The organism is Teichococcus aerophilus (assembly GCF_014490485.1).
Classification (GTDB): Bacteria; Pseudomonadota; Alphaproteobacteria; order Acetobacterales; family Acetobacteraceae; genus Pseudoroseomonas; species Pseudoroseomonas aerophila.
Genome location: NZ_JACTVA010000024.1, coordinates 25,197 through 48,777, shown reverse-complemented (window position 1 = coordinate 48,777; position 23,581 = coordinate 25,197). Strand labels below are relative to the sequence as shown.

The 23,581-nt window shown below is 67.4% G+C and carries 27 protein-coding genes and 1 tRNA gene; 11 read left to right on the top strand and 17 right to left on the bottom strand.

All coding sequences use genetic code 11. The annotated features are described in order from the left end of the window. Positions 1-38: 38 nt before the first annotated feature. The 4 genes from IBL26_RS14070 to IBL26_RS14055 form a co-directional block, all read right to left on the bottom strand. Positions 39-1,568, bottom strand: a complete 1,530-nt coding sequence (locus tag IBL26_RS14070) for a sensor histidine kinase (RefSeq protein WP_187785131.1) — start codon at positions 1,566-1,568, stop codon at positions 39-41. 208 nt (positions 1,569-1,776) lie between these two features. After that, positions 1,777-1,971 carry a hypothetical protein gene (locus IBL26_RS14065; RefSeq protein ID WP_187785130.1) on the bottom strand — a complete coding sequence of 65 codons (195 nt, stop codon included), beginning with the start codon at positions 1,969-1,971 and terminating at the stop codon, positions 1,777-1,779. Between the two features lie 95 nt (positions 1,972-2,066). Further along, entirely contained in the window at positions 2,067-2,273 is a 207-nt protein-coding gene (locus IBL26_RS14060; protein ID WP_187785129.1) for a hypothetical protein, read from the bottom strand. Positions 2,274-2,385: 112 nt separating this feature from the next. Then, the gene (locus IBL26_RS14055; protein WP_367615435.1) at positions 2,386-3,132 is read right to left on the bottom strand and encodes a Crp/Fnr family transcriptional regulator; all 747 of its coding nucleotides are present in this window, start codon (positions 3,130-3,132) and stop codon (positions 2,386-2,388) included. A gap of 312 nt (positions 3,133-3,444) precedes the next feature. On the opposite strand from IBL26_RS14055, the gene IBL26_RS14050 reads away from it, so the two are divergent. Next, positions 3,445-4,014 (top strand): cysteine hydrolase family protein, encoded by a 570-nt coding sequence (locus tag IBL26_RS14050; RefSeq protein ID WP_367615434.1) that lies wholly within the window; start codon positions 3,445-3,447, stop codon positions 4,012-4,014. A 47-nt stretch (positions 4,015-4,061) separates the two neighbouring features. Here the strand turns inward: IBL26_RS14050 and IBL26_RS14045 are convergent, their stop codons facing one another. The 3 genes from IBL26_RS14045 to IBL26_RS14035 all read right to left on the bottom strand — a co-directional run bounded on the left by IBL26_RS14045 (position 4,062) and on the right by IBL26_RS14035 (position 7,296). Further along, entirely contained in the window at positions 4,062-4,985 is a 924-nt protein-coding gene (locus IBL26_RS14045) for a manganese catalase family protein (RefSeq protein WP_187785127.1), read from the bottom strand. 170 nt (positions 4,986-5,155) lie between these two features. Then, positions 5,156-6,175 (bottom strand): helix-turn-helix domain-containing protein, encoded by a 1,020-nt coding sequence (locus IBL26_RS14040; RefSeq protein ID WP_187785126.1) that lies wholly within the window; start codon positions 6,173-6,175, stop codon positions 5,156-5,158. Between the two features lie 218 nt (positions 6,176-6,393). Next, positions 6,394-7,296, bottom strand: a complete 903-nt coding sequence (locus IBL26_RS14035; protein ID WP_187785125.1) for a LysR family transcriptional regulator — start codon at positions 7,294-7,296, stop codon at positions 6,394-6,396. A 100-nt stretch (positions 7,297-7,396) separates the two neighbouring features. Between IBL26_RS14035 and IBL26_RS14030 the strand changes: the two genes are divergently transcribed. Together IBL26_RS14030 and IBL26_RS14025 are read left to right on the top strand one after the other, a co-directional pair. After that, positions 7,397-8,122: an SDR family oxidoreductase gene (locus tag IBL26_RS14030; protein WP_187785124.1), complete on the top strand. Its 726-nt coding sequence runs from the start codon at positions 7,397-7,399 to the stop codon at positions 8,120-8,122. A gap of 121 nt (positions 8,123-8,243) precedes the next feature. Then, entirely contained in the window at positions 8,244-8,618 is a 375-nt protein-coding gene (locus tag IBL26_RS14025; protein ID WP_187785123.1) for an Atu4866 domain-containing protein, read from the top strand. A 30-nt stretch (positions 8,619-8,648) separates the two neighbouring features. Here IBL26_RS14025 and IBL26_RS14020 read toward each other — a convergent pair whose 3' ends face one another. Together IBL26_RS14020 and IBL26_RS14015 are read right to left on the bottom strand one after the other, a co-directional pair. Beyond that, on the bottom strand, positions 8,649-8,921 hold the full coding sequence (locus IBL26_RS14020) for a hypothetical protein (RefSeq protein WP_187785122.1): 273 nt from the start codon (positions 8,919-8,921) through the stop codon (positions 8,649-8,651). Positions 8,922-9,186: 265 nt separating this feature from the next. Next, positions 9,187-10,431: a cytochrome P450 gene (locus IBL26_RS14015; protein ID WP_187785121.1), complete on the bottom strand. Its 1,245-nt coding sequence runs from the start codon at positions 10,429-10,431 to the stop codon at positions 9,187-9,189. 206 nt (positions 10,432-10,637) lie between these two features. Between IBL26_RS14015 and IBL26_RS14010 the strand changes: the two genes are divergently transcribed. The 3 genes from IBL26_RS14010 (at position 10,638) to IBL26_RS14000 (ending at position 12,816) form a co-directional block, all read left to right on the top strand. Continuing rightward, positions 10,638-10,991, top strand: coding sequence for a hypothetical protein (locus tag IBL26_RS14010; protein WP_187785120.1), 354 nt, complete (start codon positions 10,638-10,640; stop codon positions 10,989-10,991). Positions 10,992-11,097: 106 nt separating this feature from the next. Further along, entirely contained in the window at positions 11,098-11,730 is a 633-nt protein-coding gene (locus tag IBL26_RS14005) for a hypothetical protein (RefSeq protein WP_187785119.1), read from the top strand. Between the two features lie 489 nt (positions 11,731-12,219). Continuing rightward, positions 12,220-12,816 carry a hypothetical protein gene (locus tag IBL26_RS14000; protein WP_187785118.1) on the top strand — a complete coding sequence of 199 codons (597 nt, stop codon included), beginning with the start codon at positions 12,220-12,222 and terminating at the stop codon, positions 12,814-12,816. 135 nt (positions 12,817-12,951) lie between these two features. On the opposite strand, the gene IBL26_RS13995 is transcribed toward IBL26_RS14000, so the two are convergent. Beyond that, complete coding sequence (locus IBL26_RS13995) at positions 12,952-13,509, bottom strand: TetR/AcrR family transcriptional regulator (RefSeq protein ID WP_187785117.1); 558 nt, start codon at positions 13,507-13,509, stop codon at positions 12,952-12,954. Positions 13,510-13,840: 331 nt separating this feature from the next. Here IBL26_RS13995 and IBL26_RS13990 point away from each other — a divergent pair, with 331 nt between their 5' ends. Continuing rightward, positions 13,841-14,923 (top strand): alkene reductase, encoded by a 1,083-nt coding sequence (locus tag IBL26_RS13990; RefSeq protein WP_187785116.1) that lies wholly within the window; start codon positions 13,841-13,843, stop codon positions 14,921-14,923. Positions 14,924-15,000: 77 nt separating this feature from the next. After that, positions 15,001-16,104 carry an NADP-dependent oxidoreductase gene (locus tag IBL26_RS13985; RefSeq protein ID WP_187785115.1) on the top strand — a complete coding sequence of 368 codons (1,104 nt, stop codon included), beginning with the start codon at positions 15,001-15,003 and terminating at the stop codon, positions 16,102-16,104. 66 nt (positions 16,105-16,170) lie between these two features. Here the strand turns inward: IBL26_RS13985 and IBL26_RS13980 are convergent, their stop codons facing one another. The 3 genes from IBL26_RS13980 to IBL26_RS25925 all read right to left on the bottom strand — a co-directional run bounded on the left by IBL26_RS13980 (position 16,171) and on the right by IBL26_RS25925 (position 17,738). Continuing rightward, on the bottom strand, positions 16,171-16,578 hold the full coding sequence (locus IBL26_RS13980; protein WP_187785114.1) for a cupin domain-containing protein: 408 nt from the start codon (positions 16,576-16,578) through the stop codon (positions 16,171-16,173). Between the two features lie 775 nt (positions 16,579-17,353). Continuing rightward, positions 17,354-17,524, bottom strand: coding sequence for a thermonuclease family protein (locus IBL26_RS13975; RefSeq protein WP_187785113.1), 171 nt, complete (start codon positions 17,522-17,524; stop codon positions 17,354-17,356). An 82-nt stretch (positions 17,525-17,606) separates the two neighbouring features. Then, positions 17,607-17,738, bottom strand: coding sequence for a hypothetical protein (locus IBL26_RS25925; RefSeq protein WP_277817318.1), 132 nt, complete (start codon positions 17,736-17,738; stop codon positions 17,607-17,609). A 289-nt stretch (positions 17,739-18,027) separates the two neighbouring features. On the opposite strand from IBL26_RS25925, the gene IBL26_RS13970 reads away from it, so the two are divergent. Further along, positions 18,028-19,233 (top strand): M14 family metallopeptidase, encoded by a 1,206-nt coding sequence (locus tag IBL26_RS13970; protein WP_187785112.1) that lies wholly within the window; start codon positions 18,028-18,030, stop codon positions 19,231-19,233. Between the two features lie 242 nt (positions 19,234-19,475). On the opposite strand, the gene IBL26_RS13965 is transcribed toward IBL26_RS13970, so the two are convergent. Together IBL26_RS13965 and IBL26_RS13960 are read right to left on the bottom strand one after the other, a co-directional pair. Beyond that, positions 19,476-20,462 carry an alpha/beta hydrolase family protein gene (locus tag IBL26_RS13965; RefSeq protein ID WP_187785111.1) on the bottom strand — a complete coding sequence of 329 codons (987 nt, stop codon included), beginning with the start codon at positions 20,460-20,462 and terminating at the stop codon, positions 19,476-19,478. A 130-nt stretch (positions 20,463-20,592) separates the two neighbouring features. Continuing rightward, on the bottom strand, positions 20,593-20,763 hold the full coding sequence (locus IBL26_RS13960) for a hypothetical protein (protein WP_187785110.1): 171 nt from the start codon (positions 20,761-20,763) through the stop codon (positions 20,593-20,595). 345 nt (positions 20,764-21,108) lie between these two features. On the opposite strand from IBL26_RS13960, the gene IBL26_RS13955 reads away from it, so the two are divergent. Further along, positions 21,109-21,510, top strand: a complete 402-nt coding sequence (locus tag IBL26_RS13955) for a hypothetical protein (protein ID WP_187785109.1) — start codon at positions 21,109-21,111, stop codon at positions 21,508-21,510. Between the two features lie 6 nt (positions 21,511-21,516). On the opposite strand, the gene IBL26_RS13950 is transcribed toward IBL26_RS13955, so the two are convergent. Together IBL26_RS13950 and pip are read right to left on the bottom strand one after the other, a co-directional pair. Next, positions 21,517-21,590 (bottom strand) — tRNA-Arg (locus tag IBL26_RS13950). A gap of 65 nt (positions 21,591-21,655) precedes the next feature. Next, on the bottom strand, positions 21,656-22,606 hold the full coding sequence (gene pip, locus IBL26_RS13945; RefSeq protein WP_187785108.1) for a prolyl aminopeptidase: 951 nt from the start codon (positions 22,604-22,606) through the stop codon (positions 21,656-21,658). A gap of 117 nt (positions 22,607-22,723) precedes the next feature. Between pip and IBL26_RS13940 the strand changes: the two genes are divergently transcribed. Continuing rightward, on the top strand, positions 22,724-23,500 hold the full coding sequence (locus IBL26_RS13940) for a hypothetical protein (protein WP_187785107.1): 777 nt from the start codon (positions 22,724-22,726) through the stop codon (positions 23,498-23,500). The last annotated feature ends 81 nt before the right edge of the window (positions 23,501-23,581 follow it).

The window sequence follows — 23,581 nt, the reverse complement described above, 5'->3', positions numbered from 1 at the left end:
TGCTACAACGCCGGGGCGCGGCGTTTGGCGGCGTCATGTCACGGCAATGGCAAGTCGACGACAATGCGGCTGGTGCCGCCGCTGCGGTCCACATGCACGCCGTCCGCCCCATTGGCCATGGAAGTGACCAGCCGCATGCCCAGCCCGTGGCTACGCCCCGGGTCGAACCCGTCGGGAAAGCCCGGGCCTTCGTCCTCGACCGAGATGCGCACGGCGGCATCGGCCATCTGCACCGTCACCTTGACCTGGCCGACGCCGTATTTCAGCGCGTTCGTCACCAGCTCGGCCACAATCAGGCCGAGTGAGGTCAGGCAATCCGGCGGCAGCTGCATCGCGTCGGCCGTCCAGGTGATGCGGCGGCCGTTGACCTGATCGGTGAGCGAGACGCTAAGATCCGCCAGCAGCCCTTCCAGGTAGGGCTGCAGCTCCACCTCCTTCACCGATTGGCCGACATAGAGCTGCTTGTGCACGGCCGCGACGGTCATGACCCGCTGCCCCGCTTCCTCCAGCGCCTCGCGCGCCGCGGGGTCGGTGATGGTCAGCACCTGCAGCTGCAGCAGGGTGCGCACCAACTGCAGGCTGTTGCGGACGCGGTGATGGACCTCCTGCATCAGCAGGTCCTTCTGCTCCAGCAGCTGGTCCTTCACCGCCATGTCGTGCCGCCGCTGGGTGATGTCGCGGGAGACGGAGACGAGGCTTTCGATCCGCCCGCTTTCGCTCATCACCGGGCCCACGGTCACGTCCCACCATTTCGGCGTGCCCTTGGCGGTGGGGCAGAAGGCCTCGAACCGCCCGCTGCGGCCGGCGCGGGCGGCCTCGATCATGGCGCGGATCTGCTCCCGCTCCGCCGCCGGCCACAGCGTTTCCCAGGGCTGGCCGGCCAGGGTGCTGAAATCGTCGATCTCCAGCAGTCCGAGGCCGTTGACGTTCATGCGCTGCAGGTACCCGTCCGGGTCCATCACCTTCACGCAATCGGGGCTGCTCTCGAACAGCTGGCGGGTCATGGCCTCGCTGCGCTGGAGGGCTTCCTGGCGCTCAGTCCGCTCCACCGCGGCGGCGACGATGTTGGCCAGGCCTTGCAGGAAGGCGGTGTCGCGGCTCTCGAAGTCGCTGCGCTCGCCGCTATCCACCTCCAGCACGCCGAAGGCGGGGGTGTCGCCGCCGCCGATCAGCACGTTGATGGCCCGCTGGATGTTGTGCTCCATCAGGATGTCCGGCGTGCGGAAGCGGTCATCCGCATCGAGGTGGTTGGAGATGAGCGGCTTGCCGGTACGGAAGGCGTAGCCGGCGGGGCTGGCCAGGTCCGCGCCCAGCCGGGCATGGCCGACCACGCCGGGGCGCCAGCCCACGCCGGCCACGACCAGGAAGTCGCCCTCGGCCGGCTGGTAGCGCAGGACCTTGGCGAACTGGCTGGCCAGGCCCCTGGAAGCCACCCGGCAGGCCTCATCCAGCACCGGCTGCAAGGTCAGGCCGCGCAGGGCGAACAGGCCGAAATCGGCCAGCAGCTCCTGCTGCTGCAGCCGCTGGGCAAGCTCGGCGAAGGCGGGCGCGAAGGCTGCGGGGTCCATCAGCGGAGCCTGACACCGACTGGGCGCCCCGGCGTAGCGATAAGAACCGGGCCAGTCATCGTGGCGGGCGGGCAGGGGCGGCCGGCACTATGTCGGGTACTGCCGATGCTTCCGCCTTCCTCCGCCGTAATCTTCGCGCCGGGAGGGGAGATCACGGCCGCATCGCCCTGCGTCAGGGCCTTCCAGGCCGGCCAGCACGCGGCGGGCGTCACAGCAGGCGCATCCGGCCGCGCCCGTCGGGCAGGCTCATCTGCCCGGGCGGGATGGGCACGATGCGCCCGTCCGGCCCCTCCGCCGGCAGGTAGCCGAGGGGGACGGCGACCATGCGGCCGTCGCGGCCCTGAAAGGGCGAGTGCATGTCCGGAATCTCGACCGGCACGCCGTCACGTCCCACCGCATCCATGGCGTGCCCCGCGTTCTGCTGCGAGCGAAAGCGCGGCGGGACCGGCAGAGTTGCCTGTATGCGCGGAGAATATGGCGAAGCGTGGCCGCGCCGCTTCAGCCCAGGACGAGCACCTTATGCCAGGCACGGCTCTGCCTGGGCTGCTCCTGCCGGGTCCAGAAGGTGCGGGCGGGGGGAAGGCTGATGATCAGCTGCGGCCCGCGGATGGTCGCATGCGCGGTCACATCGGCGGGAAGGGGGTGCCCTTCCAGGTGGCGCTGCCAGAGTTCATCCAGTTCAGCATCGCTGAGCTCTGCCTGCATACGCTTCATCCTCGCTACGCACTGTCTCGGCCGGGCGCCCGGGCCGGCTGCCGGTTGGGGGCACACCGGTCGGCGGCATGCCGGGACGGCGGCGGGGCCAGCCGGTTCGGTCTCAATCCCGGTACCTGTCCCGCTTGCTCAGATGCGGGTGGAACAGACGGTCGGAGGCGCGGCGGGCGATGCCGTAGCATTCGCAGGAGGCCGCCTCTAACCCCGGGCGGTCGGTGATGGCGATGCGGCCGCGCTCATAGCTGATCAGCCCGGCCTTCTGCAGCACGCTGGCCGCGACGCTGACGCCGGCGCGGCGCACGCCCAGCATCAGCGAGAGGAATTCATGCGTCATCGGGAACTCATCCGACTCGGCGCGGTCGTGGGACATCAGCAGCCAGCGGGCCAGCCGCTGTTCGGTGACATGGTGGCCGTTGCAGGCGGCGGTGCGGGCGATCTGGCCGAGATGCACCAGCGCGTAGCGCAGCAGCAGGGACATCAGCGGCGGGTTGGCCGCCAGCTCCGCCCGGAAGGCATTGGCCTCGGCGCTGAGCGCCGTGCCGGCGCATTGCACGATGGCCTCCACATCCTCCCGGTCCGCGCCCAGCACGACTGGCAGGCCGACCATGCCCTCGCGCCCGGTCAGCCCGACCTCGGCGCAATCGCCATCCTCCAGTACCGCCAGCATGGACACCCAGCCGGTCTCCGGAAAGTAGACGCGCTCGATCGGCTCGTCCGGCGAGTGCAGGACCTGGCGCAGCGGCATCTCCACCGAGGTCAGCAACGGCTTCAGCCGTTCCAGGCTGGCGGGGGGCAGCGCGGCCAGAAGGTGGTTGCGGGGCTTCAGCGAAGCGATGGAAGTGTCGGGCACGGTCAACTCCTGCTGCGAGCTTGAGGGCGTGGATGCGGCCCCGATGGCTGGCGCAAGGTCAGGCGGGTCATGTTCCCCCGCTACACCAACCGGACGTGGCTGTTTGTACGGTATCGTACCTTGGTCTGAACTATTTTTACGGGCGGTGTGGCCCGTGGCTTGCCTGGCTCGTTGTCCGGGCCGCCGGGGCCTGGCGGGGGGCACGCACGGAAACCGGGGCCGGATGCGGCGGTTCATTCCCCCAGAGGAGGAAGTACCCTGCAAAACACAACATCCCTTGGCAATCCACTACAGAAATGCATGCACCTGTGCGTGGATATGCAGAACCTGTTCCTGCCTGGTTCGTCCTGGGCGACGCCCTGGATGGAACGCGTCCTGCCGACGGTGACGAGGCTGGCGGCGGCGCGGCCGGACCGCACCATCTTCACCCGCTTCATCCCGGCGGAACGGCCGGGCCAGGGGCGCGGGCGCTGGAAACCCTACTACGAACGCTGGGCCGACATGACGCTGGAAGCCCTGCCAGATCATGCCATCGAACTGGTGGACCCGCTGCGCAGCTTCGTGCCGCCGGCGGAGGTCATCGACAAATGGGTGTACAATCCGTGGTCCCAGCCGCAGCTGGAGCGTATTCTGGTGGCACGCGGGGTCGAGGACCTGATCATCAGCGGGGCGGAAACCGATGTCTGCGTGCTGGCCGCCGTGCTGGGCGGGGTGGACCGGGGCTACCGGGTGATCCTGGCCAAGGATGCCGTCTGTTCCTCGACCGATGCGACGCATGACGCGGTGCTGTCGCTGTTCGGGCGCCGTTACAACCAGCAGGTCGAGGTGCTGTGCGTGGAGGAAATCCTCAGCCGCTGGATGATCGACGAGCCCATCGGGTGAACGGGAAAGCCTGGCCCCCGGCGGAACCGCCAGGGGCCAGGAAGCTTTTAGCGCGACGCCTTGTAGAGCTTGGTCGCGATCTCGAACATCTCTTCCGGCGCGTAGTCCGGCGTGAAGGCGGAGGGGACGCCGCTCAGCTGGTGGATCTTGCCGCCTTCCGGCATGCCGTCGACCAGCTGCAACTCGCCCGGCGGGTCACCCGGCAGCGCCTGCTCGCCATTGCCCCAGATGCCGGCCATCGACTTGTAGTCGGCCGGGCTGAAGGTATAGAGCCGGCGGTGCGAGCCTTCCTGCAGGTACTTTTGGCACTCGGGGATCTTGTCGAGCGGAATGTTCGGCGTCGGCAGGAACTTCTCCAGCTCCACGCCGGTGATCTGCTTCAGCGCCAGCGCGTAGGCATGCGCGTGGACCGAGCCGCGCACCAGCAGATAGCCGCAGACCTCGCGCCCGGTCGGGTCGGTCAGCGTCTCGTATACCCGCAGCTTGTGCAGGCGGGCACCGCATTCCAGGTGGAAATTATGCAGCAGGTCGACGACGACGTTGCCCGTGCTGGTCACCATGTCCGCGTTCCAGGACATGGAGTTGCTGTTCACCGGCATCGCGCCACCGCCATTGGAGGCGAAGCTGGCGAAGGAGCGGATGTCCTTCATCGCCTCGAACGGTGCCTGGGAGATGTCGCCGCCGGCTTCCATGTCCCCATCGTTGTCGGGGCCGTTGGCCAGCATGGCGACGCCGTTGCTCACCAGCTCGACATGGCCCAACTCCTCCGCGGTGATGGCGGCGACCAGGCTGTAGAACGGCTTCAGCTTGTCCTTGCTAAGGAAGTTGAAGCTCTGGAACATGTAGTTCCCGAGCGTGGACATCTCGCCGTACTTGCCGCCGAGCAGTTCCTGCAACGCGGCGGCGGCGTTGGGGTCCTTCCGCTTCGGCGCGGGCAGTTCAGCCTGCAGCTTGTCTACGCGCATGAACATTGGGACGTCTCCTGATACGAACAGAGAGTCGAACCCCTCACCGCGCCGAAGGTTATAGGCGCGCCCAAGTCTGACGCCGTTGTGTAGCTAGGGCGCGGCTTGTGGAAACGCCAGTATGGAGCGCGATCTTCGCCGTTCATACCGATGCGGCGTGCCGCACCGCGCCGGGACTATAGCCCCCGCAGGCAGGCCTGGAGGGTCAGCGCATCCGCGGCGAAGACCGGCTTGGCCCGGGGCTTGACCATGACGCCGGACTGCACCGCCGCGCGCACCTCCGTCGGCGTCACGCCGAATTCCCGGCGGAAGGAACGGCTGAAGGTGGAAGCGTCGGCGAAGCCATGCGCCGCCGCGATCGTGGCGATGGTGCAGGACACGCCGGTATCGCTGAGCCTGGCGAAGGCCTCGTTCAGCCGGAACTGCAGGATGTAGCGCGCCACGCCGCCCTCACTCTCCAGGATGCGGTAGAGCTGGGAGCGGGAGATGCCGACCTCCCGGCACAGCATCGCCGGGCCGAGGCGTGAGGACGCCATACGCTGCCGCACCGCCACGCGGATACGCTCCATCTGCGTCAGCCGCGTCAGCATCTGCGCTTCGGCCAGGCGCTCCCCCGTCGGCGCGATGCAGGCGGCGAGCATCGCGCGCAAGGCCTCGCTAAGGCGTGGCTGATCCTCGGCGGAGATCTCCGGCAGGTTGCGCTCCAGCAGCTTCATGAAATCCGCCAGCAGCAGGCCGAGCGGCGTGTTCAGCGGATGGCCGCTGGCCATGTCCAGCGTCGCATTGAGGCTGGGGAACTGGTCGCGCGAGAAATACAGCTGCAGCCGTTCGTCGGCCGCCCGCTCACTGCTGAGGGGGTTGCCGAGGGAGATGATGAAGGGCACGCCGGAGGGCACGGTGTGGTTGCGTGGGCCGGATTCCAGCCCGGTGGCCGCACCGCCCAAGCCGATGGCGATGTTCCAGTGGTCCAGATGGTCCCGCCGGATCATGCCGCTGTCCCGCTTCACCTTGATCGGCGGTGTCGCCACGCGGCAGAGCAGGGCGGAATCCAGTGTCCAGGTGGTGCTGCTTGCCAGGAAGCCGGCCGCCTCCTGCCCGTTGGGCTGGACGGCGAAGACCCCTTGGAACCAGGCGCACCAGGCGTCGAACTGCTCCCGCGCGGCGAAGGCACCCGTTGCAACGACCGATGGCTTCATCTTGCTTCCCAACCGAATGACAGCCGCGTTGCTTTATAGTCCTGCTTCCGCTGCCAGGGCCTGGATTCTTGTTGCATGTCTGCAATGTACCGGCTGCGCGGGTTCTGCCTGCGCGGTCTGGCGCCTGTCATCAGTGCTTGGCCGATGCGCCGGCACCGTCATGGCCGCAGCCGGATGCGGCATAGAGTACTGTCGTTCGCTGTTCCTGCCGTCGCGCCTCAGCCCTGCGGCGCGTGGCGCTTGCGGATGAAATCGACCAGGGCCCGCAGCTTGGGCGGCAGCAGCCGGCGGCTGGAGAAATACAGGTAGAAGCCTGGGAAGCGCGGGCTGTACGCCTCCAGCAACGGCACCAGCTCGCCGCGTTCCAGCCAGGGCCGGAAGCTCTCTTCCATGCCGAAGGTGATGCCGGCGCCGCCACGGGCCAGGCGGATCATCAGCGCCATGTCGTTCGTCGTGACCTCGGGCTGGACGGCGACGTCGAATTCCCACCCGTCCTCGGCGAATTCCCAGCGATAGGGGGCGACGCCCGGCGCCGGGCGCCAGCCGATGCAGCGGTGATGCACCAGGTCGCGCGGGTGCAGCGGCGCCGCGGCCCGTTCCAGATAGGCCGGCGCGCAAACCGCCAGCTGCCGCTGGTCGGCCGAGACCGGCACCGCCACCATGTCCTGCTCAATAACCTCGCCCAGCCGGACCCCGGCATCGAAGCCCTCGGCCACGATGTCGTATTCCGCATCGGTGACGGAGACGTCGAGCCGGATCTCCGGGAACGCCGCCAGGAAGCCGGCCAGCAGCGGGCCGGTCAGGAATTCCTCGGCGATCGAGGAGACCGCCAGCCGCAGCAGGCCGCGCGGCCGCTCCATCCGGTCCGCCGTCGTCTGCAGCGCGGCGACGATGTCGGACATCGCCGGGGCGGTGGCTTGGTAGAGTTGCAGCCCCGCTTCCGTCAGGCCGACGCTGCGGGTGGTGCGGTTGAACAGCGCCACGCCCAGCCCGGCCTCCATCCCGCCCACCGCCTGGCTGACGGCGGAGCGCGTGACCCCCAGCCGGTCCGCCGCCGCGCGGAAGCTGCGCGCCTCCGCCACGGCGATGAAGACAGAGAGGGCGCGAAGGTCTGTGGTCATTGGTGAGTCCAGCTTACCAGTGCATCACGGAATCACCTGATAGTAGCGCAAATACGCCGCAGATAGTCTCCCCCTCGTCCAATCCAGAGGGAGAACAAGGATGGCAATCGACAAAGTCGTGGTGGTCACTGGCGCTTCCAGTGGGATCGGTGAGGCGATCGCGCGGGAACTGGCCGCGCAGGGCGCGCGGGTCATGCTCGGCGCACGCCGGACGGACCGGCTGGAGGCCATTGCGCGCGAACTGACAGCGGCGGGCGGCACCGTGCTGACCCATGCGGTGGATGTCACCAGCCGTGCCGATGTGCAGGCCCTGGCGGATGCCGCCCGCGCCGCCTGGGGGCGCGTCGACGTCATGGTCAACAATGCCGGCATCATGCCGCTCTCGCTCATGGCCTCCCTGAAGGTGGAAGAGTGGGACCGGATGATCGACGTGAACATCAAGGGCGTGCTCTACGGCATCGCCGCCGTGCTGCCGGAGATGACGGCGCGCCGGTCCGGCCAGATCATCAACATCGCCTCGATCGGCGCGCTCGCCGTCTCCCCGACCGCGGCGGTCTATTGCGCGACGAAGTTCGCGGTGCGCGCCATCTCGGACGGGTTGCGGCAGGAGAACGATGCGCTGCGCGTCACCTGCATCCATCCCGGCGTGGTGGAGAGTGAGCTGGCATCGACCATCACCGATCCCGTCGCGGTGGAAGCGATGAAGAGCTACCGCGCCATCGCCCTTTCCCCCACCGCCATCGCCCGCGCCGTGCGCTACGCGATCGAGCAGCCGGAGGATGTCGACGTCAACGAGATCGTCCTGCGCCCGACGGCCACGCGCTGATCCGGCGGACGGCGATGTGGCGGCCCGCGCCACCCATGAAGGGCCGGGCCAGCCCTCCGCCAACGCATCCACCATCCGCTGGCCGGCCGCCGCGCCGCCAGCCAGACCCGAGGAGATGACCATGCCACGACTTTCGACGATGGCGGCCTCCATGCTCGCGCTCGGCACGAGCCTGGCCGAGGCCCAGACGAACCCCGGGCGGGAGACCCCACCCACCGGCGCCGCGACGGAACAGCACCACCCCTATGCCGGCATGTGGGTCACCGCCGATGGCCGCGTGCGGCACCGCCTGCTACCCGGCGGGCGGTACGAGGAAGCGCGGGGGCAGCGCGAATGCGCCTATCTGGGCCGCTACGAGATCACCGGCGACCACATCGAATACTGGGACGATACCGGCTTCACCGCCGATGGCGACTTCATTGGCGGCGTGCTGCACCACGGCGGCATGATCCTGTATCGGCGGCCGGAGATGGAAGCGGCCGCCCGGCGCTGCTGAGGCCTGGCTCGCGCACCAGCCTGCCCGGCCTCAGCCCCGCGCGGCGGGGCGGGCGAGGCGGGCGGGGGGACGCGGCGTGACCGGCAGCGCCTCGGCCCGACGCGGCTTTTCGTGCAGGCTGGCCGAGAGCTGGACGGTGCGCTGCAGGCGCTTGTCCGTCTCCCCCCGCAGCCGGTTGCCTTCGCGGCGGCTATGGCATTCGGCCGCCTGCAGGCGGTCCAGCGTTTCGTGCGCACGGTCGCTGGCGTTCTGGGCCCGGATCAGCGTCTGGCGGAACTTCTCAATTGTCTCTTGGCAATCCATGGCCTTTTTCCTTGCCGGAGGCCGGGTGCTGCGGCGCAGTCCGGAGGCAGTCGCCTGAGGAACGAAGGCACGGGGAGTGAGGGTGCGAGCTGCGACACTAGGCCAGTTCAGCCATCGGTGCGAACGCTAGAACATGATGTGTTCACATTCGTTCACGCAGCATGTTCTACGCCTTTGTTTGGTCGCGTGATTCAGGTTTTCGGCGATTCCACCTCAAGCCATCACGCTCTCAGGCCAGATGCGCCGATCCTGCCCGCCGCCGGCGTCAGGCTGCCGCGCGCACGCGGCTCAGCACCAGCTGGCTGCGCGGCGCTGCCGGCATGTTCGACAGGCTGATGCTGAGATCCTGGGGCGGCACGTCGTAATGCATGCCACGCAGCAGCCGGACCGCGCGCCCGATCAGGGCGATGGTCATGCGCTCGCCCGGGCAGCGATGCCCCGCCATGGGGTCCCCCGCACCCTGGGGAATGAAGGTGTAGGGGTCGCCCGGCCAGTCCTTGAACCGTTCGGGCCGGAACTGCTCCGGCTCCGGCCACAGGCGGCTGTCGTGGTTGGTGCCATAGAGGTCGAGGATCACCCAGTCCCGCGCGGCGAAGCGGTGGCCAGCCCATTCGAAGCCCCGGCGCACCCGGCCGCCGACCAGGGGGAAGAACGGGTAGAAGCGCCGCACCTCCTGCACGAACGGCTCCAGCCAGGCTTCGTCGTCGGCCAGGCGCTGCCGCCATTCGGAGTGCTGGTGCAATGCCAGCGCGGCGAAGATGATGAAGCGGTTCACCGCGACGACGGGCCGCAGCAGGTTGATCAGCTCCACCGCCGCCGCGTTGCTGCCCAGGGGCGTGCCGTCCGGCTCCCGGTGCCGGGCGACGGCCGCCAGCGCGCTGCCCTCCGGTGGCGTGACGCGGCCGGCGCGGACATCCTCCACCAGCCACCGCATCCGCCGCTCGGTGCGGCGGCGCAGCGCCAGGGCGTAGAGCGTGCCGGGGCGCACATGGCCGGCTTCCCGGATCATCGCCTGCAATTCGCGCGACAGCGTGGGCATGTCCCGCTCCGGCACCGGCACGCCGGCCCAGTCGCAGGCGGTGCGGGTCAGGACATCGCCGATCGCCGGCAGCAACCTGACCTCGGCCATCGAGGTCCAGCGCGGCAGCGCCTCCCGCCAGTGATGCTCCAGCAGCCCGGCGATGCGGGCGATGCCGTCGGGTGACATCAGGGACATGAACAGCGCCTTGCGGTGGCGGTGCGCGGCGCCGTCCAGCCCCTGCACGCTGCCCTTGTCCTGCAACAGCCGCAGCACGGTCTGCGGCATGGCGCCCTGGCGGGTGAAGCGGTCCCCGTCATAGAACACCCGCGCGGCCTCTGCCCCCCGCATGCACAGCACCGGGGTCAGCATGATGCGTGTGGTGAACAGGTCCGACCCCAACCGCTCGCAGCGCCGGGAGACGAAGGTATAGGCCTCGCGCAGGAACGGGATGGTGTTGTCGATTCCGGCGGCGTGCGGGATCGCGGGCATGAAGGTCTCCTTCCTGCGGGCTGAGCCACGGTGCTGGTGCGGTTTCAACCGGAGCGGCGTGGGGATGGTTGCCGCACCGCCCGTCGGGCGTGGCCCGGGGCAGGGGGGACGGCGCCGCGCGAATACGGCGGAAGGGCGCTGCCGCCCCCTGGTGCCGCCCGCAGGCCGCACCTACGATCCGTCCCTCTGCGGGGACGGAGGCGAGCGTGTTCATATTCTGGGAAGGCCGGGGCTGGTGGGTCACCTGGCTGCTGGCGCTCGGCATGTTCCTGCCGATGATCGTGCTGCGCCAGATCGACGGCCCGGCGGTCGACCGGGGCGTGGGCCTGGCCGTGGGCGTCGCGGCCGTCCTGGTCTTCTGGCTGGGCCTGCGCTGGAACCGTGGCGGTCACCCTGGGGAGCGGGCGCGGCACTCCTTCTGGGGCCTGCCGCTGCAATACTGGGCCATCCCGATGCTGGTCTTCGCCATCCTGCTGGGAACGCGCGTGATCACGACCGAGGAAGAGCCGCGCCAGTCCGCGCCACGCGGCCCGGCTGCGTATGACAGCGGGCGCAAGTAATACCCGGCGCCACGGGCAACGCGGCATCCAGGCGCGGGACGGATCGAAGCCGATGTGGATCTTGATGGGTTGGGCATTGCAGGCGGTCCTGTGGGGCTGGGCCGCCGTGACCTTCGTGCTGGATAATCTGGGCGAGGAGGAGAGCGCCTCACAGGCTTTGCAGGGGTCTGGCGTGGCGGCATCCCTGGCTGCCGGGCTGGTGTCGGTGCCGTGGCTGCTGCCCTTCGTGCTGGCCCTGCTGGCCACGCTGGCCTACCTGTACGCCACGCTGCGCCGGGCGGGCCCGCCCGAGCACCCGATCAACGTCATATCGAAATCCCTGCCGTCGTCGCATGCGGGCGAGCCCGCCGCATGCCGGGGTGTCGTGGCGTTCGATGGCGCCACCCATAGCGGACAGATCGAGATCGGGGCCGGCGAGCGTGCCTTCAATCTCCGGTTCAGCAAGAAGGCTGGTGGCAGAATCCATGTTGGCAGGCAGGGGACGGATCTGAAGCGCCTGGCCCGGGTCAGGGCGCCCCAGCGCGACTTTCCGGTCCACCCGGATCAGGTCGATGCGTCGTCCGATACCTGCACGCCGGAGGTCGGCGACTACCTCTATGCGGAAAACGCGTTTGGGCGCCACGCCCTCATCCGCATCGTCGGCATTGGCGACGATGCCGGCAACGAGGTTGGGCACCACGGCATTCGGTTCGAATATCGCATCTACGAAGCGGCGCACGCCCTTCCCGTCACCTGGTAGTTTCGCTGCGGGGCGATTGCGGAATGCTGGTTCATTCGCGAGGGTAAATTTGTATTTCTGCAGTAATGGGCAGCGTGGAGAGAAACCAGCCTCCATTGTCTGCCGCCCTCGACCGCGTAACGGACTCCCGCTGCACAGGGCATGATGCCTGAACAACCCTGTACTACGGGGACGGGCAGGCTTCACTGCTACCATCATGCGTTGCCAGTCCCTGGCTCAAGGCAACGCGCCACGGCCTGGCTGCATCTTTGCTGCCCCTCAGTTCTGAAGCCACGTCAGGATGGGATCATGCCGGGGCGTACCGTCTTCGTGCCACGAAGTCTCCCGCTGCATGTCGCCGAACAGGCATCAAGTAAAATTGACAATAGAGCGGCTCTGGTCAATGGCGATTGCAGAACGTCCCACCCTCTCCGGAACGTGTTTATTGCAGAACTATGCAGGAATGCCGCTTCAGACCACAATCGACTACTGCTTATCTGGAGGAATTGAATGATCCGTCTCTTGGCGTCTACCGCTGTTGTTGCCCTGGTTGCCGTGCCCGCCCTGGCCCAGCCCGCGAATGTGCGGCCGACGCGTGACGTCTCGGTGACCTATCGCATGAGCGGCTTCGCGGGCGCCCCGCCGCAGGACATGCGGATGGCGTTCTCGCCCTCGACCAACAAGCAGCGTGTCGACCCGCCGGGCGGCATGGGCTGGATGCTGATCGACCGCGGGGCGAACACGGCCGTCATGGTGATGGACGCCCAGCGCGCGATCATGACGATGCCGCCCGCCACCGTGGCCGCGATGTCGCAGGAGATTCCCCCCGGCGCCACCTTCACCCGCAAGGGCAACGCGACAATCGCCGGCAACACCTGCACGGAATGGGAAATGGTGGCCGGCCAGGCCCGCGGCACGTCCTGCTTCACCGATGACGGCGTGCTGCTGCGCACCGTGACCAGCGCGCCCAACGGCGCCGCGGTGACCATGGAAGCCACGCAGGTGACCTACGGGACGATCGAGCCCGCGCAGCTGACCGTCCCCCAGGGCTACACCGCCATGCCGATGCCGGGTGGTGCGGCCCCTGGGGCGCCGCCGGCCCGCTGATGCGGTTGCGGGAAGGGTGAAGCACCGTCCCGCGCATGCAGGCCAATGACAGAAGGTGGCGCAGGTCTCAGCCTGCGCCACCTTTTCTTATGGTGGTTCCAGAAGCTGCGGGGCGCGCCGGACCTCCGCCCGCCCTCAGGCGGGCTGCTTGCCCCGTTGCTCGATCCACGCCCGCGTCTCCGCCAGTATTTCGTCGGACAGCGCCGGGTCGACGACAGCGCGGGCCAGGATCACCGCGCCGACCATGGCCGCCCAACTGCCGATCGCGGCGCGCCGCTGCTCGGCCGCATCCGTACCCGGCACGGCGCTGGCAAGCCGGTCCAGCTGCCCGCGCAGCCCCTCGGTCAGCGCCGCCCGGGCGCCTGGCGACTGGTGCCGCAGCAGACTGGCCAGGCTGGCGGTGGGGCACCCGGTCGCGGCACGGTCACGGTGATGCGGGGAGAGATACGCATCCATCCATGCGGCGAGGTCAGTCCCCTCGCTCCCCGAAGGGGCCAGGGCATGGGCGACTGTCTGCGCGATGAGATCGTCCTTCGAGGCGAAGTGGCCATAGAAGGCGCCATGCGTCAGGCCTGCCGCCCTCATCACTTCCGAGACCGTGACGCCATCGAAGCCGCGCTCCCGGAACAGCCGGCTGGCCGCATCCAATATGCGTGCGCGGTTTTCTGCCATCTGCTCGCGACTAACCTTCATCACAAAACCCCCGGTAGCGGCATTGACAGTTTTCAGGACCGCTATCATGTTTAACTAATCATGACGTCTGTCATATTTAATGGCTGATGGAGAGAGAGCAAGTCCCATGGTCCGCCCAGCCGACCTCACCGCTGATGCCTCGGCCGGATCTGGCGCGACCCAACCTGGCCATTTCGTGCGGCGTGCGGCCTGCCTGACGCCGGAGCCAGGCGTTCCGGCCGCTGCCCTGGTGGCAGGGCTGGCCGCTCTCCACACCCATCGCCATAGCCACGGCTGATCGCCCTCCACCGTGCCCATCGCCGAAACCCCATATCCTGCCGAGAGAGTCTCAATGACCGACCAGACGCTGTTCCAACCCTACACGCTGGGTTCCGTGACGCTGGCCAACCGGGTCGTCATGGCCCCGTTGACCCGCAACCGGGCCGGCAAGGGCTTCGTGCCGACCGACCTGACCGTGCAGTACTACGCCCAGCGGGCCTCGGCCGGCCTGCTGATCTCCGAGGCCACGCAGATCTCGCAGCAGGGCCAAGGGTATCAGGATACGCCAGGCATCTACACGCAGGCGCAGGTCGAGGCCTGGCGCAAGGTGACCGACGCGGTGCACGCAAAGGGCGGGGTGATCTACCTGCAGCTCTGGCATGTCGGCCGCATCAGCCATGTCGACCTGCAGGCCGGTGGCGTCGCCCCGGTGGCGCCGTCTCCCATCCGCGCCCAGGCCAAGACCTTCGTCAATAACGGCTTCGCCGACGTGTCCGAGCCCCGGGCGCTCGAACTGGGCGAGATCCCCGGCATCATCGACGACTTCCGCCAAGCGGCCGCCAATGCCATCGCGGCCGGCTTCGATGGCGTCGAGATCCACGCGGCGAACGGCTACCTGCTCGATCAATTCGCCAAGGACGGCGCCAATACCCGCACCGACGCCTATGGTGGCTCGGTCGAGAACCGCGCGCGGCTGATCCTGGAGGTCACGCAGGCCGTCGCCGCCGAGATCGGTGCGGAGCGCACGGGTATCCGCCTCTCGCCCGCCTCGCCCGCCAACGGCATCTCCGCCAGCGATCCGCAGAGCCAGTTCGACTTCATCGTCGAGCGGCTGGACGCCCTTGGCATCGTCTATATCCATGTCGTCGAAGGGGCGACGGGCGGCCCGCGCGACGTGGCGCCGTTCGACTACGAGAAGCTTCGCCGCAGCTTCTCCAACACCTACATCGCCAATAACGGGTACGACCAGGCGCTGGCCACCCGCCGCATCGCCGAAGGCAAGGCCGATCTCGTCGCCTTCGGCCGGCCGTTCATCGCCAACCCCGACCTGGTCGGCCGCTTCCGGCATGGCACGCCGCTGGCCGCGCTGAACCCGGCGACGCTCTATGGCGGCGGGGCGGAAGGCTACACCGACTACCCTGCCGCCAACGGCTGACACGTTGCCCGACCACCCCTGGCGCCGGCGCTGTCCCGGCGCCAGGGGTGGCAACGCCTTGCGGAGACGCCGCCGTGATGAAAGCCTACCTCCTCGACGCCTACGGCAAGGGCAGGGGCCTGCGCCTCGCCGACGTGTCGGAACCGGCCATCGGCCCGGATGATGTCCTGATCGAGATCCACGCCGCCGGCGTCAACCTGCTCGATACCAAGATCCGCGACGGCGCGTTCAAGCCGATCCTGCCCTACAAGCCGCCCGTCATTCTGGGCCATGACGTCGCCGGCTTGGTGGCGGGCGTCGGCGCTCATGTGACGCGCTTCCAGATCGGCGACGCCGTCTATGCGCGCCCGCGGGACGGGCGGATCGGCACCTTCGCGGAGTTCATCGCCGTCGATCAGGCCGATGTCGCCCGAAAGCCCGCCAATCTCTCGATGCAGGAAGCCGCTTCCATCCCGCTGGTCGGCCTGACGGCGTGGCAGGTGTTGGTGGAGCAGGCGAAGGTGGCGCCAGGTCAGAAGGTGCTGATCCATGCCGGATCAGGCGGCGTGGGCACCTTCGCCATCCAGCTCGCCCGCCATCTGGGCGCGCATGTGGCGACGACAGCCGGCACAGCCAATCTCGGCCTGGTGCGCGACCTCGGCGCGGAGATAGTCGTGGACTACAGGAAGCAGGATTTCTCCGAGGAACTGACCGGCTACGACGTGGTGCTCAACAGCCTCGATGCCAGGACGCTACGGAAGTCGCTGAAGGTGCTGAAGCCGGGCGGTGCGCTGGTTTCGATCTCAGGCCCGCCCGATCCGGCCTTCGCCAGCAAGCAGGGCCTGAGCTGGATCTTTCGCCAGGCGATCCGTGTCCTCAGCGCCGGGATACGCCGCAAGGCGAAGCGCCAGGGCGTCAGCTACGCGTTTCTCTTCATGCACGCGAGCGGCGAGCAACTGGCCGCCATCACGGCGCTGATCGAGAGCGGCGCCATCCGCCCGGTGATCGACCGAGTCTTCCCGTTCGACCGCTTGAACGAGGCACTTGCCTATGCCGAAGCCGGCCGCGCCAAGGGCAAGATCGTCGTCTCATTGATCTCTTCCAACGTGGCTCCAAGCTTGGTCACGTCGAAGCGGGCAGGGGCGCCGACCGCCACACCAAAATTGCGGCCGGCGACCTTGCCATCGAAGGTGGTGCGCTAGAGTTAGAGGAAGCGCGCCGCGCGCTCCAGATCGGTCAATGTATCCGCGTTAGTCCCAAGGCGCTTGCTAATGGGTTGGGTCGAGAAAGGGGGTACCAGGGTCGCTGACATAGAAGATAACAACCTGCATGGGATCCACGCCGCGGTTGTATCCCGTCATTCTAACGCTCGGTGGCTCCACCATGGCCCCTCCTGCCCGAATAGTCACCGGCTCGCGCCCCTCCATCTCCAGCGTGAAGGCGCCTTCCAGCACATAGACTGCAACGGGAAAGCGGTGCGTATGGAATTGTGTCGCCTGGCCAGGCTGGATCGTTGCAGTGAGGATGCGCACCTCCTGCTGCTCGCCATGAGGCATGCCTTGCACAATCTCGCGGAGCAATAGGTTTGGCCGCGCAGGCTCCTGCGCCATGGCGATGCTGGATATAGCGATGGCTGCCGCCCCGAGCGTAACACTTAAGCCCCGCATGCCATGCATGGGTTGCTCCTGTCACTGAGAACGGGAGGAGGCTACGCCTTGGGAAGCTGGAAGTGTTGATTTATCTGCCAGTGGCCGCGTTGGAGGCCCATTTGGGACTCATCGATGTGTCAGATCTCCGCCGGCCTGGCCCATCCCGTTGCCAACAGGGATAATCAAGCCCGTTGAAAATCATGACAGGAATGGTCGCCACCAATGCCAGCGTGGCGCGGGGCGTCGCAGATGCTAGCACTGGCATTGCACGGAGACGGACGACGAAGGCGCAGCGGCTTTTGCTGCGTACATCATTGCTGAGAGAATATCTTCCAGCTGGAACTTATTAATACTTTGCAGCCCGGCGCCTATTGCGGCGTTATTCCCGGAAATCAGCAGGTTGGCGCAATACTGTCTAGCTTTTAAGGTGGCCCGAGAAAAGTAACGAGATCCTGCGCGAGCATCAGTGATCAGGGGATCATGCAGAAAGTCGTTCCACCATGGGTCGAGATCAACGAGCAGATGCAGCTGATCCGGGAACAGCTGCTCACTCGCCTGAGCAAATCCCGAGAACTTCGTATCAGGGCCTGCGAAACTGTAGCGCGCTCACAGCATACTCGTTTCGAGGCACAGGAGGCGCGTGAGCGAGCGCAAGAACTGCTGCACAAACTGCGAGCAGGCGGCCTCTAAGGTCTAAACCTCGCCGTCCCCGACTATCAGCGCCGTTGCTGCTTCCGCCAGCCCACGGCCGGACCGGACGGGGATCAGCCCAAAGGCCCCGGCACGCGGCCCGGGCCTCGACTTACAGCAGCGCCAGCGCCGGGTCGCGGTTTGAGCGGGTGTAGACCCAGGCCATGCCCCGCCGCACCATCTCCGCATTGACGTCGACCGGCGCTGCATAGACCCGGCCGATAGTCTGGCCGTAGCGGTCGGTGTCGCGCACTTCCACCCGTGTTTCGCGCTGAAACGCCATACCAGACAGCCTGGCGTGCCCGAGTTCCCCAGGCCTCTCGGCTTTCGGGGGCGTCGATGCCGTGCAGCCTGACCTTCACCTGCTAGTTGGACGCCGTCGGCAGCGTCAGGGCATCGCCATCGGCAATCGCGACCACGCGGCCAGCCAGGGTCTTGGCCCAGGCGGGTAGCGCAGTCAGCAGCAGGGTCAGCAGGGCTTGGCGAAGCAGGATCATCCCGGGTCTGAAGCACGACAAGGCGTAGCGCCCGATGACCAACCGACTGGCTATCAGCTGCCCAGAGCTCGCTGGCGAGCTCCCTGGCCGTGCAGCGGTGAATGCCAGCAATGTTCCGTGTGGGCGCGCTGCGGGGTGGCCAGCACCGGCATCGCGTGGAAGCAGTCGACGAAGGCACAGCGCCTGTCACCACGCTATGTCAGGCGGTGGAAGGATATCCTCCAGGTGAACAATCGACGTGTATAGTATCGTCAGAAACATCCATTCTCGCAGGGGTAGGGTCTGCATCATGTCAAGCCAACCACCCGGACGCCTTGATCGCCGCGATTTCGTGATCGCTTCCCTCACGACGATCGGCACATCGGCTGTGCTCCTGGCCAATACTGGTTCTGCAGAAGCCCAGGGTTTAGCGAATCCCTCTGTCAGTCCGGCGCCTGATGCGCCATCTGCGACGGTCTATACCGGGGATGAAATCCAGGGGAAGAAGGTCGTCAGCACACTTGACGTTAACGATCTGGCCGCTGGGAAGAAGCATTTTCTATATTTTCAGGGCGTTCAGATGCCCACCGGCCAACACTGGTATGTCTCGGTGACGGTGGCCAGGGGGGCCAGGCCTGGCAAGCGCGTCGTTCTAGTCAGCGGTGTGCATGGCGACGAGATGAGTTCCGTGCACGCGGTTCAATCCGTGATGAATCAGCTTGACCCGGCAGAGATGTCAGGCACGGTGATGGCTGTCACAGACGTATCCCGACCAGCCATAGAGGGCATGCAGCGCAGATGGCCAAATTCTGGCAGAGGCGCTGATCTGATCGACATGAATCGGGAATGGCCAGGGAACGAAAACGGTGTGACCGCGCCCAGCAGGCATGCTGGGCTGCTGTTCAACCGGCTGCTACGACCGAATGCCGACGCCGCCATCGACTTCCACACTGGAACAACCGGCTTCGATGTGACTGCCTTCAATCTGGCTAGCATGGACGTGCCCGAGGTCAGGGCGATGGTCGAACTTTACCCTGTCGGCCAGATCTTCGACAATCATGTGTATCCAGGCGTGCTGCATAACGCGTTTGTCGATGCTGGCATCCCGTCCTTCACACCGGAGATCGGTGCTGCGCGCGTCTTGAATCTCGAAATGACCTCGCTGTTCGTCGAAGGCACGATGAACGTTCTCAAGCATCACGGCATCCTGGCCGGCCCAATGGGGCGCACAGGCAAGGATGTTGGTGTCTATATTGGCAATAGCGCGCTGCCGATCATTGCAACCCAGGGCGGCCTCGTCGAGCATCTGGTCAAGCTCAATGATAAGGTCGAAGTCGGGCAGAAGGTGGCCATCCAGCGGAATAGCTTCGGCCAAGTGGTGGCGGAGTATACCAGCAGTGTGGCTGGAGAGGTGACGGGCCAGCGCAGTGATGCGATGTCCGAGCCTGGCAATCCGCTGGCATTCATTCTTTTCAACAACACCACGCCGGATAGTCGTGAGACTTACCCTGAATAGCCGAGGTCCTGGAGACCAGGCCTGACGAGCGCTTTACCAGCCGCGGTGCCGGGCGCCGGTCTCGTTGTGCGCCAGGATCTGCCGCGCCGTCCCGTCCGTCAGGGTGTCGGCGCGGCGGACCAGGATCGGCTGCCAGCGCCGCAGACATCAATCCCGGCTCCGCCGCTCGCGCACCTGGCCAGCGACGGCTCGCTGCCCCGCATTTCAATACGCGGACGGTGGAGCACGCTCAAAGTCTCGAATCAGTTTGATCGACGGGGTGCTGGCTCTGGAAGATTCACTAAAGTCGCGATGATCCGGTCGGTGCTTGCTCCAGAGGCGCACATCAAGTTAGCGGTTTCGCCGAAATCCACGAGATCGTGGTGCCGGCTATCTCGTGCCCGCTCGAGAGGGATAAGCCATGCGGCATGCCCCCGCTGTATAAGGCCCTGAAAGTAGAGCTGTTGAGCGGAGAAAGGAACATTGGTTTCGCGCGGGTCGCCGATGACGAACACCCGACGCGTCTGGCTTGCCGGTACCCTGTCGAGGGAGTCATACGGATCGAATCGGGAAAGGGCTCCGCCAGGCTGAAGCAGGCCGCGTGCTTCCAAGTACGCACGGTAGGCTGATGCCCCGGAGGAAATAACCGCGCATTGCAGATCGTCACGGCGCGCCAGCATCTCTGCGACCAACGTTCCGCCGCCGCTGTGCCCTCCAAGGGCGTAGGCTTGGATACTGTAGCGTCGTTTGATTCCGTCCAGAGCCGCATTGATGAGCTGTGCCTCGATAGGGCGGCCTCTCGTCGTGTAATGCTTGCCGGAGCTTCCGTAGGTTCCAGGACGGCCCAGATAGATCGAAGGCACCTCGAAGCGGCCCGATAACTGTTGTTCGAGTTCGATCATGTGCTGCGGGCCGAATCCGCTCTGTCGTCTGTCAGCGTTCCTGCCACTTGGGCCGAGGACGTCCCCGTTCATCCAAATTGCGGCCACCTTGTTGGAAACGGGAGCGGGATTCAGACCTGCCGCGTAGTAACGGATGCAGGCTGTCCGACCGCCAACATCAACCCAGATAGCCGTATTGTCGGCTTCGAGTTTGGCACAGTCAGCACGGCTGATCTCGCTGCCGTCGACAACTGCCACAGGGTCGAAGTCACCCTCGCTCGACAGCGATTGAGCGAGTGGAAGAGCGGACCTGAACAGCAGACAGGCGCCAGCGACCAGACACAACAACAACAGTCTGGGGTGGGTCATGATGCGGGTGTCCGAGAAGGAACGACGTCATCAAAACTATGCCGCCGGCGATGTGGGGCGGCAATGAGGGGGCTGAAGCTGGATGCGCCGGTGACAGGACTTTCACATTGGCTCCGTCTTGGCCTTCCGACTACCAGTCGCAGAGCCGGGCGTCGGTCTCGTTGTGCGCCAGGATCTGCCGCGCCGTCCCGTCCGCCAGGGTGCTGGTGCGGCTGACCAGGATCGGCCGCCAGGCGCCGCAGCCATCAATCCGGCTCCACCGCTGGCGCAGCTGGCCAGCTGCGTCAGGTAGGCGAGCCACATCGCGCTCCACCGCATCACGGGTCTCCCTGGTTCGGCTCTCGGCTTCCAGCGCACGGGTGCGGGCGCTGGTGGTTGGTGGTGCTGGCACGCCGCCCGGCCCATCAGGCGGCGGCCAGGGCCGCCAGCACGGCGCCAACAGCCGCTAGCCAGCCCGAGGCGCGCGCCCCGAGGGCGGCGATCACGCCGGCAGGTCCTGCCGGTGGGTCAGCACCACCGCCAGGACCACGGCGGCGACCGAGACCACCAGCGCCAAGCCAGCCCACTGTGGCAGACCGGAGACGGCCTCCACGGCCGGCACGGCGGCCCCGGCGGCGGTGACCAGACCGGCCAGCTCAGCGCCGCCTTGCCTTCCGTGGTACTGGCGGCGGCGGCCAGGGTGGCGGCGGGCGTCCTGGCGCGTGCAGCACTGACGGCCGAGGCGCTGGGCAGGAAGCGTGGACGGATCCGGAACGAGGCGAAGGCTCGCATTTCAGGCGCAGCTACTGGACAGTCAGAGGCGGGATTTGCGGCGCACCGGTATGGTGCAGATGGCTTTGGCTTGAGTGACCCCAGTCAGATTGCGGCGGTGTCCGGTCACTCGATCAACGAAGCGATGAAGATCCTCGACACCTACATTCCGCGTCGCGGAGATGTCGCGGCCGGAGCCATCAATGCGTGGGAAGCCACCAACCCTACCGGCGAAGTTTTCGCACCCGTTCTGGGACTGCCCGGAAACCAGAGGCGGATGCGCCTCATAAGTGGTTGAAAGGCATGTCCCCGGCGGGATTCGAACCCACGGCCCCCAGATTAGGAATCTGGTGCTCTATCCGGCTGAGCTACGGAGACGCCGGGGCATGGTTTACCGTTCCTGCGCGCACCGGTCCACACGCCTTTGACGCCCGGCCCCGCCTTTATCCCCGGCGCCGGAAGCGCTCCACCGCCGCCACCAGCGCCGTCCGCACGCCCGGCTCCAACGCCGAGTGCCCGGCATCCGACACCACCGTCAGCCGGGCGCGGGACCATGCAGCGGCCAGGTCGAAGGCGCTTTCCGCCGGGCAGATCATGTCGTAGCGGCCCTGGATGATCTCGGCCGGGATGTGGTCGATCGCCGCCATGCCGGCCAGCAGCCCGTCCGGCCGCAGGAACAGGTCGTGCGCGAAGTAATAGGCCTCGATCCGCGCCAGCCCCAGCGCAGTCCGGTCCTGGGCGAAATGGGCCACCGTATCCGGGTTCGGCAGCAGCGTGCTGCACAGCCCCTCATACTGGCTCCATGCATAGGCAGCCGGCAGGTGGATCGCGGGGTCCGGGTTGCACAGGCGGGCCAGGTAGGCGGTCAGCAGGTCCTCCTGCTCCCCCACCGGCACGTGGCTGGCGAAATGGCCCCACGCATCGGGGAAGACGCGGCGCAGGCCGTAGAGGAACCACTCCACCTCCTGCCGCCGGCCCAGGAACACGCCACGCAGCACGCAGCCCGTCACCCGCTCCGGATGCGCCTGGGCGTAGGCCAGCGCCAGGGTGGAGCCCCAGGAACCGCCGAACAGCAGCCATTGCTCGATGCCGAGGAAGCGGCGCAGCAGCTCGATATCCGCCACCAGGTGCGGCGTGGTGTTGTCCCGCAGGTCGCCCAGCGGGCGGGACCGGCCGGCGCCGCGCTGATCGAAGATGATGATGCGCCAATGGTGCGGGTCGAAGAACCGGCGGTGCACCGCGCCGGCCCCGGCGCCGGGGCCGCCATGCAGGAACAGCACCGGCTGGCCGCGCGGATTGCCCACCTGCTCCCAATACATCACGTGGCCGGAGGAGAGCGGCAGCAAGCCGGTCTCGTACGGCGCGATATCGGGGAAGAGGTCTCCGCGGGGCATGGCGGAGTTTGGCCCGGCCATGCCCAGGCATGCAACAGCGGCAACAGGCGTGATTATTGCGCGCGGATGACTTCTCTTCCCCTTCGCGCCCGGCGATTTCATCCTTACCTTAGGGCAATGGCGAGTTCCTCTTCCTCAACCGGCTCCAAAGCGGGCCATTCGGCCGGGCCGCTGCGCTGCGCCGTCTGCGGCAGTGAGAGCCGTCAGCCCCCCTTCCGCCCCGGCCCGCCGGAACAGCCGCCCGATCTGGACCTGCGCCCGGGCGAGCCGCTGCGCGGCACCATGGCGCGCTGGCTGCAGCAATGCCCGCATTGTGCCTACGCCGCCCCCGACATCGCCCGTGCCCACCCCGCGGCGGCCGAGGCCGTGGCCGCCGGCCCGTTCCGCGCCCTGGTGACGGAAGCCACATACCCGCCGCTGGCCCGCCGCTTCCTGGCCTGGGCGCATGTGCTGGAGGAAACCGGCGCGCTACACGCGGCGGCCGAAGCAACGCTGCACGCCGCCTGGGTGGCCGACGACCTGCAATTGCCCGAGCTGGCCGCGGAATGGCGCCTGGACGCCGTGGCCCTGTGGCGCAGCGGCCCGGCCCTGGATGCCGAGCAGACGGTGCGGGTGACCGACGCCCTGCGCCGCGCCGGCGCGTGGGACGACGCGGCCGCGACGGCGGATGGCCTGGCCTCGACCGCGCCCTCCGCCCACGTGGCGCAGGTTCTGGCGCTGGAGCTGCGCCTGGTTGCCGCGCGCGATGACGGGCGGCACACCATCGCCTCTGCCCTGCCGCCGACCTTTCCGCGCCCGCATGTGGCGCAGCAGCGCGTCGGCCGTGACACCACGCCCCGGCGCAAGGGCGGCGGCGTCTGGAGCTGGCTGACGTCGCTGTTCCGCCGCCGCTGAGACGAAGCTGCCCGAACGGGGAAAAGCCCCGCTTCCGGCCGCTTGCGTGACAAAAGCGGCCCCACCGCCCCCGCCGCCGCG